The sequence below is a fragment of the Nitrospirillum goiasense genome (assembly GCF_034427435.1).
Classification (GTDB): Bacteria; Pseudomonadota; Alphaproteobacteria; order Azospirillales; family Azospirillaceae; genus Nitrospirillum.
Genome location: NZ_JAXQNP010000003.1, coordinates 829,373 through 843,099 on the forward strand (window position 1 = coordinate 829,373; position 13,727 = coordinate 843,099).

Consider the following 13,727-nt stretch of genomic DNA (forward strand, 5'->3'; position numbering starts at 1 on the left):
CAGCTATGACCGATCACGGAAGAAGGGACACCGGACGCACCTAGACGGACGGCCAGCCGGGCTTGCCGCCATCCTCGTCCAGAACGGCGGCGGAAATCATCTGTGGCGGCACCAGGGGAACGGCGGGGGCCGCCTGCTCCAGCTCCTCGATGCGGCGGCTGAGCGTGCTGACCTGGTCGGTCAGGGCCTGCAAGGCGCGGGCGACGGGGTCGGGCATATTACTGCAGGGCGTGCCATAGGCCAGGAACTGGTCCTTTTCCGTCTTGGCCTTGGAGGTGACGGCGCGGGCGGGAATGCCCACCATGGTGGCGCCAGCCGCCACATCGGAGACGACCACGGCGTTGGCGCCGATGCGGGCGCCGACGCCTATCGTGATGGCGCCCAGGATCTTGGCGCCAGCGCCGATGATGACGTTATCGCCCACCGTGGGATGGCGCTTGCCCTTGCTGAGCGACGTGCCGCCCAAGGTGACCGCATGATAGAGGTGGACGTTGCGCCCGATCTCCGCCGTCTCGCCGATCACCACGCCCATGCCGTGATCAATGAAGAATCCGGCACCGATGGTGGCGCCCGGGTGGATTTCGATGCCGGTGGCCATGCGCGCGACGTGCGAAATAAATCGTCCCAGCGTCGGCCAGCCGTGACGCCAGCAGTGGTTGGCGATCCGGTACAAAAGCACAGCATGTAGGCCCGGATAGCACAGCAGGACCTCCAAGGTGGAGCGCGCGGCGGGGTCGCGGGCCTTGATGCCCTCGATCTCTTCTTGAAGACGCTTGAACACCGATGCGCTCGCTGTGGTATAAATCGCGCCCGGAATGGTCGTCCTGCCATCAGCGCAGCCTGGCCATCCCGCCAAACGGGGGGTCAGATTGTTCGATGCGTCCGCACACGGCTCCAGGAGGCCCAGCCTTGCGATATAAGATCGCGCGCATGCCGGGTCAAGCGATGCCGGGGGCGGGGGCCATGACACGGCCGCTCCTCCCCCAGTCGGGTCCCCACGGTACGGGTGGTAGTTCCCCTACAGCAGCGGAAACGGAGCACGATGCCTGAAGTCATCATCAACGGGCCGGCCGGACGGATCGAAGGGCGCTACCTTCACGGCAAGTCGACCAACGCCCCCATCGCCCTGCTGTTGCATCCGCACCCGCAGTATGGCGGGACCATGAACAACAAGGTGGTCTACACCTTGTTCCACGCCTTCGCCCAGCGCGGGTTTTCCTGCCTGCGCTTCAATTTTCGCGGTGTCGGCCGCAGCCAAGGCACCTATGACCGGGGTGAGGGCGAGCTGTCGGACGCGGCGTCGGCGCTGGATTGGTTGCAGACCTACAACCCCAACGCCACGGCCTGCTGGATCGGCGGCTTTTCCTTCGGGGCGTGGATCGGCATGCAGCTGCTGATGCGCCGCCCGGAAATCGACGGCTTCGTGTCGGTGGCCCCGCCCGCCAACATGTTCGACTTCAGCTTCCTGGCGCCCTGCCCGTCCTCCGGCCTGATCGTCCATGGCGACAAGGACGAGCTGGTGCCCGACGCGGCGGTGACCAAACTGGTCAACAAGCTGTCGAATCAGCGCGACATCAAGATCGACTTCAAGAAGGTCGAGGGGGCCAACCATTTCTTCAACGACCGTTCCGACGCGTTGAACGAGGTCGTGGGGACCTACCTGGACAGCAATCTGGGCAAGACACTTGCCGCTGAATAGCTGCGGCCAAGCCCTTGTCCAACTCTGTGCCCGCCTGGGGAGACGCGCACTGAAAGCCGTTTCCCCGGTGGGTGTCGTTTCGTTTTTGGGTATTTCGTTGTGCGGCGTGCCGGCTGCGTGGGCGGTCATCGATGACGCGACGCCGCCCAACCCCACCCTGACCATGGTGTTCGCCGAGCAGCCGCCCCTGCTGGGCTGGAACCGGGAAACGCAGCAGCCTTACGGTCCGCTGGCCACCGTGATGAACCGGGTCGCGGCCCGCGCCGGCCTGACCCTGGTGTGGCAGGAGCCTTGGGCCAGGCGCCGCCTGCTGACGGATCTGGAGGCGGGCCGGCAACCGCTCTGCACCGTGAACTGGGCGCTGACCGCCGACCGGGCCAAACGTTTCAAATTCACCGAGCCCCTGGGCCCGGCACCGGACTGGGCGCTGCTGGTGCGGACCAGCGACCCGCGCATCGGCACCGCGCCCACCTTGCCGGAGTTGCTGGCCCGCCCGGACCTGGTCTTCGGCTTTTCCGATGGATCGTGGGCGGAGGAGCGTTATGTCCACCCGCCCGCGACCGCGGCGGCGGACCCCGCCCCGGCGCGCGATGTCCACCCGCATGACGCCCCCAACCGGGAACGGGTGCGCGGCGGCATGAGCGTCCTGGTGGCCATGGTCAACAAGGGACGCATCGATTTCACCATCATCGACCGCCGATCCCTGGACCGCATCATGGCGGAACAGGGAATCCACGCCGGCGACCTCAGGGCCATTCCCGCCCCCGATGCCGGCCCCAGCCAGCCCGGGCGGGTGATGTGCACCCTGTCCACGGCCAACACGGTGATCGAACGGCTGAACAAAGCCATCGCCGAAGAGGCCCGACTGCCGCTGGCGGGCGACTGAGCCTGCCGCAGCCCCGTTATCGCCCCGGCGCCGGATGGAACCGGCCGCCGGTCAGGGGTGCCGGCACCCCGGTGGTGCCGGGCAGGGACAGCGGCAGGCCGAGGCGGGAGCGGACGGCCAGGTAGCCGAAGGCCTGGGCCTCCACCGCGTCGCCGGACCAGCCGACCTCATCCACGCTGCCCACACGGACGCCCAGGACGTCCGACAGGGCCCGCATCAGGGTCCGGTTATGGCGCCCGCCCCCACAGGCCAGCCAGGTGCGGGGCGCCTCCGGCATGTGGGCCAGGCTGGCGGCCACGGCGGCGGCGGTGAAACGGGTCAGGGTGGCGGCGCCGTCGGCGGCGGACAGATGGGCCACGGGCGCCGGGTCGAAGGCGTCGCGGTCCAGCGACTTGGGCGCCGGCGCCGCGAAATAGGGATGGGCCATCAGGGCCGCCAGCGCGACCGTATCCACCCGGCCCCGCGCCGCCAGCGCCCCGCCGTCGTCATAGGCCAGGCCGGCCTTGGCCCGCACCCAATCGTCGATCAAGGCGTTGCCGGGGCCGGTATCGAACCCCAGCACCGCATCCTCGCCAGCCCCCAGCCAGGTGACGTTGGCCACGCCGCCAATGTTCAGCAGGGCCACCGGCCGGGGCAGGTCCGCCGCCAGCGCCCGGTGGAACAGCGGCACCAGGGGGGCCCCCTGCCCGCCCGCCGCCACGTCGGCGCCACGAAAATCGTTGATCACGGGCATGCCCGTCAGGGCCGCCAACAGGGCGCCGTCGCCGATCTGGCGGGTGACGCCCTGGTGCGGGGCGTGGTGGATGGTATGGCCGTGGAAACCGATGAGGTCCACCTGCGTCGGCGCCAAGCCCGCCTGTTCCAGCAGCACGGAAACGGCGTGGGCGTGCAACCGGGTCAGCTCGTCCTCCACCGCGCGCACCTGGGGACCGTCCACCTGCCCCAGGACGGCGCGCAGCCGGTCGCGGAACCCGTCTTCATAAGGCAGCGTCAGGTGAGCGCCCGGCTCCACCCGGTCACGGCCATCGGTGCGCACCAGGGCGGCATCGATACCATCCAGCGAGGTGCCGCTCATCAGGCCCAGCGCGCAAACCATGCTCATCATCCCGTTCCTTCCCCGGCGCCGGTCCCGAACGGCTTCCGGTTCCCGTCCGATTTGTGGCCCCTTTGGTTTTACGAAATCACGGGATGTGATAACAGACGTCTTCCTTTTCGACAGTCGCTTCAAAGCTGGCAGAGTTCATCCCATGAGCAGCGCGTCCCCCTACACCCCCAAGTCCGACTTCCTGCGCGCGATGGTCGATCGCGGGTTCTTCAATCAATGCACCGATCTTGAGGGGCTGGACGCCGCCTTCCTGGCCGGCCCGGTGACGGGCTATATCGGCTTCGACGCCACCGCCGACAGCCTGCATGTGGGCAGCCTGGTGCAGATCATGATCCTGCGCTGGATGCAGAAGACGGGGCACCGCCCCATCGCCCTGATGGGTGGCGGCACCACCAAGATCGGCGATCCGTCGGGCAAGGACGAGTCCCGCCAGCTTCTGACCAACGACGCCATCGCCCAGAACATCGTGGGCATCCGCAAGCCGCTGGACCGGCTGCTGGATTTCAACGACGGGCCCAACGGCGCCATCCTGGCCAACAACGCCGATTGGCTGGATGAGCTGGCCTACATCCCCTTCCTGCGTGACGTGGGCCGCCATTTCACCATCAACCGCATGCTGACCTTCGATTCCGTAAAGCTGCGCCTGGACCGGGAACAGCCGCTGACCTTCCTGGAATTCAACTACATGATCCTGCAGGCCTACGACTTCGTGGAGCTGAACCGCCGGTACGGCTGCTCCCTGCAATGCGGCGGATCCGACCAGTGGGGCAACATCGTCAACGGCGTGGAGCTGGGCCGCCGCGTGTCGCAGGCCGCCCTGTTCGGCCTGACCGCGCCGCTGCTGACCACCGCGTCGGGCGCCAAGATGGGCAAGACCGCCAACGGCGCCGTCTGGCTGAACCCGGAACGCCTCAGCGACTGGGATTTCTGGCAGTACTGGCGCAACACCGAGGATGCGGACGTGGGCCGCTTCCTGCGCCTGTTCACCGAGCTGCCGCTGGATGAGATCGCGCGGCTGGAGGCGTTGCAGGGCGCCGAGATCAACGAGGCCAAGAAGATCCTGGCCAACGCCGTCACCGCCTTGATGCGGGGCGAGGAGGCGGGAGCCGCCGCCGCCGAAACCGCCCGCCAGACCTTCGAGCAGGGGACCACGGCGGAGGGCCTGCCCACCATCGACGTCGGCCTGGCGGAGCTGGAAGAGGGCATCCCCGCCTACGCGCTGCTGCTGCGGTCCGGCCTGGCCGGCAGCAATGGCGAGGCCCGGCGCCTGATCAAGGGCGGCGGCGCCAAGGTGAACGACATCCGCATCGCCGATGAACAGGCGAAGATCACCACCGCCGACATCACCGACGGCGACATCATCAAGCTGTCGTCCGGTAAGAAGAACCACGCCCTGGTGAAGGTCGCCCGATGAACACCAGGGGCATGACCCTGCGCCTGATCCTGCTGGGCATGGCGGTCTGCGTGGCACTGTTCGGCACGCTGGGCATGGTCGTCACCCTACGGGTGGCGGCCGGCCTGCTGGGCCTGGGCTTCCTGGCGGCCCTGATGCGGGTGTGGACCAAGGTGAAGCCGGAGCGGCGGCTGCGCGCCACTCTGCGGCTGGCTCTGTTCTCGGTGCTGATCCTGGTGGTCATCGAGCGGCTGGCGGTGCTGGGCGGCTATGGCGCGCAATTGCATGAGGGTCTGCGCCTGGCCTTCGGCCTGGGGTTCTGATCCCCGGCCTAGAGGGGGGCCCTGTTCTTGCGGGACCCTGTCCATAGGGCATAGGCCGGCGGCCTTGCGGGCCGCCGCCGACATGCCAGACTGGCGGACATGGGGTGGACCGGGGGCGGCGCCCCCGGGGGAGCAAGGGGGCGCCCATGTCACAAGACGCCATTCCGGAAAGCGGCCGGCCGGCCGGAGCCGCGGCCCGCATCCTGTATCGCCTGCGTGCCACCCTGGGCCGCCGCGCCACCATCGCCTCGACACTCTGCCGCCTGTGGCTGGGCACGCTGTGGCGCCAGGCACGGCCCGCTTTGGCACGGCCCGCCATAGTACGGACGGCCACGGTCGTTTCAGCACGCCTACAAGCGACTTGGCGGGCGCGCCGGGAAGTGGTGGGGCGCGCGGCCCATGCTGGCAGCCTCGCCTGGGGCCTTCTGAAACCGCTGGCGCGGCGCCTAGGGGGCAAGGCGGATCAGGTCTGGCAGGCGACACGCGCCGGGGCGCGGCCCGCCCTGGCCCGCCTGAAGGCCTATCCCTGGCGGCGCCTGGGCGCGCGTCTGCTGGTGCCGGGGCAATGCGCCCTGGGCATCCTGTTCGGCCTTAGCCTGCTGCGCCGGGGCGACACGGTCCACATGCTGGCCGGCGGCCTGCTGTCCCTGTCCTTCGTGCTGATGGCTGTCATCTACGCTTGGACCCGTGTTCGCCAAGCCAGTGCCGAAACGGCGCCATCGGTGCTGGTGGATGCCGTCGCCGGCAAGGTCACCGCCCTGCCGGAGGAGACGCCGCCGGCGGTGGAGACAGCGCTTCCGGTCACGCCCGCGACAATGCCCGCCCCCGAGGCGCCCCCTAAGCCCAAGCGCAAGCGGGCGCCGCGCAAGGTCACGCCCCCACCGGTGGACCAGCGGACGGGCACCTGAGCCCCCACAAGCCAGAGGCGTAATTGGCCCCATGCCATCGCCCCATAATGGCGTTGATTTGCGCCCTGCCCGCAATACCATGGCTGCCAACGCCCTGATTCCAGGGAAAAACACGGGGGATATTCACACGATGCTGCAGATCGATGGGCTGACGCACACCTATGCCAACGGCGTGCAGGCGCTGCGCGGCCTGACCTTGGACATCCCCCGGGGGATGTTCGGCCTGTTGGGCCCCAACGGCGCCGGCAAATCCACCCTGATGCGCACCATCGCCACCCTGCAACAGCCCACCAGCGGCCGCATCACCTTCGACGGCGTCGACGTCCTGGCCGAACCGGCGCGCCTGCGCCAGGCCCTGGGCTATCTGCCGCAGGAATTCGGCGTTTATCCCCGCGTTTCGGCGGAGGACATGCTGGACCATCTGGCGGTGCTGAAGGGGCTGGCCAACAAGGCGGAACGGCGGGAGCAGGTCGCGGCCTTGCTGCAGCAGACCAATCTGTACGACGTGCGCAAAAAGGCGCTGTCCGGCTTTTCCGGGGGCATGCGCCAGCGCTTCGGCATCGCCCAGGCCCTGCTGGGCGACCCGCGCCTGATCATCGTGGATGAACCCACCGCCGGCCTGGACCCGGAGGAGCGCAACCGCTTCCATGGCCTGCTGTCGGACATCGGCGAGAATGTGGTGGTCATCCTGTCCACCCACATCGTGGACGACGTGGCCGACCTGTGCCCGCGCATGGCCATCATCGAGGGCGGGCAGATCGTGGCGGCCGGCGACCCCGCCGCGCTGATCGAGGGCATGCGCGGCCGCGTCTGGCGCAAGGTGGTGGCCAAGGCGGAGGTGGAGGCCCACCGCCAGGCGTATCAGGTTATCGCCACCCGCCTGGTGGGCGGGCGCAGTGTCCTGCATGTGCTGGCCGACGCCAACCCTGGTGACGGGTTCGAGGCGGTGCCGGGCGATCTGGAGGATGTGTATTTCGCCGCCCTGTACCAGCGGCGCCATCCCACCGTGCTGGCCGCCTGATCCCCCCTCCCGCCCTTACGCCAACGGACAGGTCCGCCCCATGGCCGCGCTGTGCCTCATCGCCCGTATCGCCTGGTTCGAGCTGCGCTACCAGCTGCGCCAACCAGCGTTGATCATCAACTTCATCCTCTTTTTCCTCATTACCTTCCTGGCGACCACCATCGACCAGATCCAGATCGGGGGCCGCAGCAACGGCGTCCACATGGACAGCCCGGTCATGGTGCTGCAGATCGCGGCCATCCTCAGCCTGTTCGGCATGACCATCGGCCTGCGCGGCCTGACCGACCCGGTGCTGCGTGACGCCGACACCGGCATGGCCGGCATCGTCGGAGCCACCCCGGTTCGTCGCCCCCTGATGCTGACGGGGCGGCTGCTCGGCGCCTTCGTGGCCTGCGCCGCCGCGGTTTCGTCCTGCCAATGGGGCATCCTGCTGGGGCGCCTGGCCTGGTGGGTCGACCCTGAACACTTCGGCGCCTTCCGCCCGCTGGACTACCTGTTCGCGCTGGGCGTGTTCAGCCTGCCCAACCTGTTGGTGACGGGCGCCCTGTTCTTCCTGGTGGCGGCGCTTACCCGCCGGCAAATGGCGACCTATGTCGTCATGATCGTGCTGATCAGCGGTTACGCCCTGATCAGCAGCGCCCTGGCGGAGCCCAGCCGCCGCGTCCTCGCGGCCTACGTCGACCCCTTCGGCCTGGCGCCGCTGGCCAACGCCACCCGCTACTGGACGGTGGTGGAGCGCAACACCCAGCTACCCGCCCTGGCGGGGGAATTGCTGGGCAACCGCCTGATCTGGGTCGGCGCGGCCCTGGTTCTGTTCGGCCTGGGACTGGTGGCCGATGGCTGGGCCTTGCGCCGTGGCCCCCGCAAGGCCGCCCCCGGCCGGGCCAAGGATACCACCGCGTCCCCGGCCCCGCTGCGGCCCGTCACCCCACGGCTGGGCACTGGAGCCGCCTGGCAAATGCTGCGCCGGCGCCTGGCGTTCGAGGTGGGCGCGACCCTGCGCAGCCCCAGCCTGTGGATCCTGCTGGCGCTCAGCATCGTCAACATGATGGCCACGCTGCTGCTGCAGAAGACCTTCTATGGCACCGCCACCTATCCCGTAACGCGGCTGATGGTGCTGGCGATCCTGGGCACCTTCTCCATCGCCCCCCTGGCCATCGCCGGTTACTACACCGGCGAATTCGTGTGGCGGGAGCGGCAGGCGGGCGTGGCCGAAATCCTGGGCGCGACCCCCGCCCCCGGGTGGGTCTTCACCCTGTCCAAGTTCCTGGCGGTGGCCTTGGTGCTGGCCGGCTTGTGGCTGGTGGCCATGGTGCCCACGATGGCGATGCAAATCGCCCGCGGGCCGGTGCCCATTGAGCCCGGCCTGTACCTGACGCCCCTGTTGGGCATGGCCTTTCCCGGCATGCTGATCGTGGCGGCGCTGACCCTGTTCGTGCAGGTGCTGTCCCCCAACAAGTTCGTCGGCTATGCCATCATGGTGCTGTATGTGGTGCTGAGCCTGGTGGCGCAGCGCCTGGGGCTGGAGGACAACCTGCTGGTTTACGGCGGCGCGCCGACCCTGCTGCTGTCCGACATGAACGGCTATGGCCGGTTCCTGCTGGCCGACACCTGGTTCAACATTTATTGGGGCATGGCGGCGGCGCTGCTGCTGCTGCTGAGCCACATGCTGTGGCCACGCAGCCGCGCCTTGACTTGGCGTGACCGGGGCCGGGCGCTGGTCACGGGCTGGACCGCCCCCACCCGCGCCCTGGCCGTCGTGCTGCTGCTGGGCTTCATCGGCAGCGGCGTCTGGATCCACCACAACACCCACGTCCTGAACGAATATCGCGACCGGCAGATGAACGAGGATCAGCAGGTCGCGTTCGAGCGGGCCTACCGCCAGTACGAGACCCTGCCCCAGCCGCGCATCACCAAGGTATCGGTGGACGTGGACATCTATCCCGAACTCCAGGGTTTTGACGCCCGCGGGCATTACACGCTGACCAACCGGACCCAGGCCCCCATCGGCCAGGTGCACATGGTGCTGCCCGTGCAAATCACGCTGGAGAAGACGGCCCTTGAGGGGGCCAAGCTGACCACCGACGACCACGCCCTGAACTACTACATCTTCACCCTGGACCAGCCGCTGGCCCCGGGGGAGACGCGGCAACTGGACTTCGCCATCAGCCAGCGCAACCCCGGCTTCACCAACGACGCCACGGCCCCCTTGGTGGTGGACAACGGCAGCTTCATCGGCTATCGCCGCGCCCTGCCCATCATCGGGTTCGACCGCGCGCGCCTGCTGGATGACAAGTTCAAGCGCCGCCGCTACGGCCTGCCCCCCATCGACCGCATGCCCAAGCTGGAGGACCAGAGCCAGTGGGCGGTGTCGGACCTGGGCCCGGACGCGGATTTCGTGGACTTTGAGACCACCGTGTCCACAGCACCGGACCAGACGGCTATCGCCCCGGGTTACCTGGACAAGGAATGGGTGGCCAAGGACACGGCCGGCCGCGACCGCCGCTATTTCCACTATCACACCGACAGCCCCATCGCCCATTTCGAGTCCTGGCTGTCGGCCCGCTACACCGTGGCGCGGGATACGTGGGGCGAAGGCGACCACGCCGTGGACCTGGCGGTGTATTACCATGCACCCCACGCCTGGAACGTGGACCGCATGATGCTGGGCATGAAACGGGCGCTGAGCTATTGCAGCGCCAATTTCGGCCCGTATCAGCATCGTCAGCTACGGGTGCTGGAGTTCCCGGACTACGCCAGCTTCGCCCAGAGCTTCCCCAACACCGTGCCGTATTCCGAAGGCATCGGCTTCATCACCGACCTGCGGGACAAAACCAAGATCGACCCGGTGTTTTATGTGACGGCGCACGAGGTGGCCCACCAATGGTGGGGGCATCAATTGATCGCCGCCAATGTCCAGGGCAACACCTTCCTGGTGGAAAGCCTGGCGCAGTACAGCGCGCTGATGGTGATGGAGCACGAATACGGCCCCAACAAGATGCGGCGGTTCCTGAAATACGAACTGGACAGCTATCTGCGCAATCGCGGGCACGAGGAGCTGGAGGAGCTGCCGCTGGCCCGGGTGGAGGGACAGCCCTACATCCACTACAGAAAAGGCTCGGTCGCCATGTACGCCCTGAAGGATTACCTGGGCGAGGACACGGTGAACCGGGCGCTGGCCCGCGTGCTGAAGGAAAGCAAGGCCCGCACCGACCGGTACGCCCTGTCCACCGACCTGGTGACGGCCCTGAAGGCGGAGGCGCCGGACCAGGCCGACCTGATCAGCGACATGCTGGAAAAGATCGTGCTGTATGACCTGAAGGTCACCGGCTCGCACGCGGAGGCCTTGCCCGACGGCCGTTTCAAGGTCAGCGTCACGGTCAGCGCCGCCAAGTTCGAGGCCGACGGCCAGGGCAAGGAGACGCCCATCCCCTTCGTCGCCATGCCCATCGACATCGGCCTGTTCCGGGCCGACCCGGGGGCGCCCGCCTTCGGTGACCATGACGTCATCCACCTGGCCAAGCACCCGCTGCATTTCGGGGAACAGACCATCGAGCTGGTGGTGGACAAGAAGCCGGACTATGTCGGCATCGATCCCTATAACAAGCTGATCGACCGCAACTCCGACGACAACCTGGCGCGGCTGGGCCAATCCGCGCCCTGACGGGGCCCCATGGATGGGGGCCGGCAGTGACGGGCGGGTATCCCCGTGCCCCCCGTCACTGCCGGTAGCTTTTAGCCGGGTAAAATAGGGCCATCACGCGGATTTAACCTGTTGCGGGGTGGGACCGGAGGGCCCGTCCTGGTAGGCTGCCCCCAACCGGGGCGTTCCGCCCCCAGAACCATATCCCGGAGGCCACCCCCCGCCCATGATGCATGAGACCCCCCTGATCGCCACCATCGTCGGCGGCCTTGGCTGCGCCTTCGTTCTAGGCGCCATCGCCACACGCCTGCGCATCTCGCCCCTGGTGGGCTATCTGTTGGCGGGGGTCATCCTGGGCCCGTTCACGCCCGGCTTCGTCGCGGACCAGCACCTGGCGCCGCAACTGGCGGAGATTGGCGTCATCCTGCTGATGTTCGGGGTGGGCCTGCACTTCTCCCTGTCCGACCTCATGTCGGTGAAGCTGATCGCCATACCCGGCGCGCTGGCACAGATCGGTGTCGCCACCCTGATGGGCATGGGCCTGGCCCACCTGATGGGCTGGGGCCTGGGAGCGGGCTTGGTCTTCGGCCTGGCCCTGTCGGTCGCCAGCACCGTGGTGCTGCTGCGCACCCTGCAGGAACGGCGGCTGATGGAAACGCAGGGCGGCAAGATCGCCATCGGCTGGCTGGTGGTCGAGGACATGGCCATGGTGCTGGCCCTGGTCCTGCTGCCGGCGCTGGGCGACCTGCTGGGCGGCATGGGCACGCCATCGATGTCGCAGCTGGGCCTGACCCTGGCGGTGACCCTGGGCAAGGTCGCGGTCTTCGTGGCCCTGATGCTGGTGGGCGGGCGGCGGCTGATCCCCTGGATCCTGCACCGGGTCGCCCAAACCGGATCGCGTGAGCTGTTCCGCCTGGCGGTGCTGGCGGTGGCCCTGGGCGTGGCCTTCGGCGCCGCCGAGCTGTTCGGCGTGTCCTTCGCCCTGGGCGCCTTCTTCGCCGGCATGACCCTGGCCGAATCCCCCTGGCGCATGAGGCGGCGGAGGAATCGCTGCCCCTGCGCGACGCCTTCGCCGTGCTGTTCTTCGTGTCCGTCGGCATGCTGTTCGACTGGCACATCATCATCCAGCATCCCCTGCCCCTGCTGGGCACCCTGGCCATCATCCTGGTGGGCAAGGTCGCGGCGGCCTATGCCCTGGTCCGGGCCTTCCGCCACAGCGAGGGCACGGCGCTGACCATTGCCGGCGGATTGGCGCAGATCGGCGAATTCTCCTTCATCCTGGCGGCGTTCGGCGTCGACCTGGGCCTGCTGCCCCCCACGGGGCAGAGCCTGATCCTGGCCGGCGCCATCCTGTCCATCCTGCTGAACCCGGTGGTGTTCATAGGCCTGCAGCGGCTGGCCACCCTGCGCCAGCGCAAGGGGACGGTCCCGGGAACCGCCGAGGTGGCGGCGGCCCCAGCCAAGGTCAAGGTCTTCACCGCGCCCGAACCCACCGCGTTGGAGGAGCATGCCATCATCATCGGCTATGGCCGCGTCGGCCGGCTGGTGGGGGAGGCCCTGCGCCAGGACGGCACCCCCGTGCTGGTGGTGGAAGAGGACACCGGCATCCTGGAGCAGTTGCGCGCCAGCGGGCAGGAGGTCATCGCCGGCAACGCCGCCCAGCCCGACGTGCTGGCCGCCGCCAATGTCGAGGGCGCGCGGTGGCTGTTCGTGGCGGTGCCCAACAGCTTCGAGGCCGGCCAGGTGGTGGCCCAGGCGCGCAAGCGCAATCCGCATCTGGACATCATCGCCCGCGCCCACACCGACGCCGCCGTGGACCACTTGCGCCAGCACGGCGCGAGCCTGGTCATCATGGGCGAGCGGGAGATCGCCCAGGCGATGCTGGCCCACACCCACGGCCTGCGCATCCCCGACCCCGCGCCGGCCCGGGAAACCCCGCCGGACGGGGCGCCGCCAGACGGGGCGATGGCGGAAGCGGTGTGATCAGGGTTTCGCCACCCCCAAGGCTGTGGCCAGCAACGGGGAGGGGGGCTCGGCGAAGGGATTGACCAGGGTAACCCCACCCAAGGTTCGCCCGTCCTGCCCATCCTCGGTGATCAGCAGGCGGCACCCCGCCCGCTTGGCGGTCGCCCATATCATGGCATCCCAGAACGACCAGTTGTGGGAGGCGACCGCATCCATGGCATCGACCAGGCAAATGTCGTCCGCCGCCACAACCGGCAGGGCGTCGCGCCACACTTGGACCATGGCCGCGGCCCGCGCCGCCGGAACTTTGTGGCGGCCCGTCAGCGTGCGGAAAAATTCCGCCAAAGCCTGGACGGTCAGAACGCAGTCCCGTCCGCGGGCGCGCGATAGGACGTCCACCGCCTTGCGATGCCGGTCACCGGCTTGATAGTCCGCAGCATAGACCAGGATGTTGGTGTCGATGGTGAACCGCATGGGTGAACTCAGCGGTCGTCGTACAGGTCGTCCCGGATGAAGGCTCCCCCCCCAGAGGCAGCCCTTCCTCAAGCATCGCCATGAGCCTATCCCAGGCACCATCATCCACCGGAGCCGTGTAGGGCACCAGCTTGGCAACCGGCGCGCCCCGGCGGGTTATGATCACAGTTCCCCCGTTCGCCGCCTCACCCAGAATGTCGGAGAATTGTTGATTGGCGTCGCGGGCCGAGACAATGCGGGTCATGGCTCAATCCCCTGGATAGAATTCGCCTTGCCCCCAGGATGCCCCTGGGACCTGATACAATCAAGC

The 13,727-nt window shown here is 68.3% G+C and carries 12 protein-coding genes and 1 pseudogene; 9 read left to right on the forward strand and 4 right to left on the reverse strand.

All coding sequences use genetic code 11. The features are described from left to right. Positions 1-40: 40 nt before the first annotated feature. The gene (gene cysE, locus ULB03_RS18140; RefSeq protein ID WP_322484509.1) at positions 41-781 is read right to left on the reverse strand and encodes a serine O-acetyltransferase; all 741 of its coding nucleotides are present in this window, start codon (positions 779-781) and stop codon (positions 41-43) included. 261 nt (positions 782-1,042) lie between these two features. Between cysE and ULB03_RS18145 the strand changes: the two genes are divergently transcribed. Further along, positions 1,043-1,699, forward strand: a complete 657-nt coding sequence (locus ULB03_RS18145) for an alpha/beta hydrolase (protein WP_004271979.1) — start codon at positions 1,043-1,045, stop codon at positions 1,697-1,699. 106 nt (positions 1,700-1,805) lie between these two features. Further along, positions 1,806-2,585, forward strand: coding sequence for a substrate-binding periplasmic protein (locus tag ULB03_RS18150; protein ID WP_322484511.1), 780 nt, complete (start codon positions 1,806-1,808; stop codon positions 2,583-2,585). A gap of 16 nt (positions 2,586-2,601) precedes the next feature. On the opposite strand, the gene ULB03_RS18155 is transcribed toward ULB03_RS18150, so the two are convergent. Continuing rightward, on the reverse strand, positions 2,602-3,687 hold the full coding sequence (locus ULB03_RS18155) for an anhydro-N-acetylmuramic acid kinase (RefSeq protein WP_322484512.1): 1,086 nt from the start codon (positions 3,685-3,687) through the stop codon (positions 2,602-2,604). A 145-nt stretch (positions 3,688-3,832) separates the two neighbouring features. Here ULB03_RS18155 and tyrS point away from each other — a divergent pair, with 145 nt between their 5' ends. From tyrS to ULB03_RS18190, 7 genes and pseudogenes are all read left to right on the forward strand, one after another. Further along, on the forward strand, positions 3,833-5,104 hold the full coding sequence (gene tyrS, locus ULB03_RS18160) for a tyrosine--tRNA ligase (RefSeq protein ID WP_322484513.1): 1,272 nt from the start codon (positions 3,833-3,835) through the stop codon (positions 5,102-5,104). Further along, positions 5,101-5,406: a hypothetical protein gene (locus ULB03_RS18165; protein WP_322484514.1), complete on the forward strand. Its 306-nt coding sequence runs from the start codon at positions 5,101-5,103 to the stop codon at positions 5,404-5,406. The genes tyrS and ULB03_RS18165 overlap by 4 nt, the downstream gene beginning before the upstream one ends. Positions 5,407-5,552: 146 nt before the next feature. Continuing rightward, entirely contained in the window at positions 5,553-6,314 is a 762-nt protein-coding gene (locus tag ULB03_RS18170) for a hypothetical protein (RefSeq protein ID WP_322484515.1), read from the forward strand. A gap of 130 nt (positions 6,315-6,444) precedes the next feature. Beyond that, positions 6,445-7,335 (forward strand): ABC transporter ATP-binding protein, encoded by an 891-nt coding sequence (locus ULB03_RS18175; RefSeq protein ID WP_322484516.1) that lies wholly within the window; start codon positions 6,445-6,447, stop codon positions 7,333-7,335. Positions 7,336-7,375: 40 nt separating this feature from the next. Then, positions 7,376-10,999, forward strand: coding sequence for an ABC transporter permease/M1 family aminopeptidase (locus ULB03_RS18180; RefSeq protein ID WP_322484517.1), 3,624 nt, complete (start codon positions 7,376-7,378; stop codon positions 10,997-10,999). A gap of 208 nt (positions 11,000-11,207) precedes the next feature. Then, positions 11,208-12,295 (forward strand): annotated as a pseudogene (locus tag ULB03_RS18185) (monovalent cation:proton antiporter-2 (CPA2) family protein); the annotation flags it as partial. Positions 12,296-12,523: 228 nt separating this feature from the next. Next, positions 12,524-12,961: an NAD-binding protein gene (locus tag ULB03_RS18190; protein WP_322485227.1), complete on the forward strand. Its 438-nt coding sequence runs from the start codon at positions 12,524-12,526 to the stop codon at positions 12,959-12,961. Here ULB03_RS18190 and ULB03_RS18195 read toward each other — a convergent pair whose 3' ends face one another. Continuing rightward, positions 12,962-13,417 (reverse strand): PIN domain-containing protein, encoded by a 456-nt coding sequence (locus tag ULB03_RS18195; protein WP_322484518.1) that lies wholly within the window; start codon positions 13,415-13,417, stop codon positions 12,962-12,964. Further along, entirely contained in the window at positions 13,359-13,661 is a 303-nt protein-coding gene (locus tag ULB03_RS18200; RefSeq protein WP_322484519.1) for a type II toxin-antitoxin system Phd/YefM family antitoxin, read from the reverse strand. The genes ULB03_RS18195 and ULB03_RS18200 overlap by 59 nt, the downstream gene beginning before the upstream one ends. Positions 13,662-13,727: the final 66 nt, after the last annotated feature.

Excerpts from the sequence above, each read along its gene's own strand:
- ULB03_RS18165 (WP_322484514.1), top strand. The coding sequence starts at position 5,101 with ATGAACACCAGGGGCATGACCCTGCGCCTGATCCTGCTGGGCATGGCG.
- ULB03_RS18200 (WP_322484519.1), bottom strand. The coding sequence starts at position 13,661 with ATGACCCGCATTGTCTCGGCCCGCGACGCCAATCAACAATTCTCCGAC.
- ULB03_RS18155 (WP_322484512.1), bottom strand. The coding sequence starts at position 3,687 with ATGAGCATGGTTTGCGCGCTGGGCCTGATGAGCGGCACCTCGCTGGAT.
- ULB03_RS18170 (WP_322484515.1), top strand. The coding sequence starts at position 5,553 with ATGTCACAAGACGCCATTCCGGAAAGCGGCCGGCCGGCCGGAGCCGCG.
- ULB03_RS18180 (WP_322484517.1), top strand. The coding sequence starts at position 7,376 with ATGGCCGCGCTGTGCCTCATCGCCCGTATCGCCTGGTTCGAGCTGCGC.
- tyrS (WP_322484513.1), top strand. The coding sequence starts at position 3,833 with ATGAGCAGCGCGTCCCCCTACACCCCCAAGTCCGACTTCCTGCGCGCG.
- ULB03_RS18145 (WP_004271979.1), top strand. The coding sequence starts at position 1,043 with ATGCCTGAAGTCATCATCAACGGGCCGGCCGGACGGATCGAAGGGCGC.
- ULB03_RS18195 (WP_322484518.1), bottom strand. The coding sequence starts at position 13,417 with ATGCGGTTCACCATCGACACCAACATCCTGGTCTATGCTGCGGACTAT.
- ULB03_RS18175 (WP_322484516.1), top strand. The coding sequence starts at position 6,445 with ATGCTGCAGATCGATGGGCTGACGCACACCTATGCCAACGGCGTGCAG.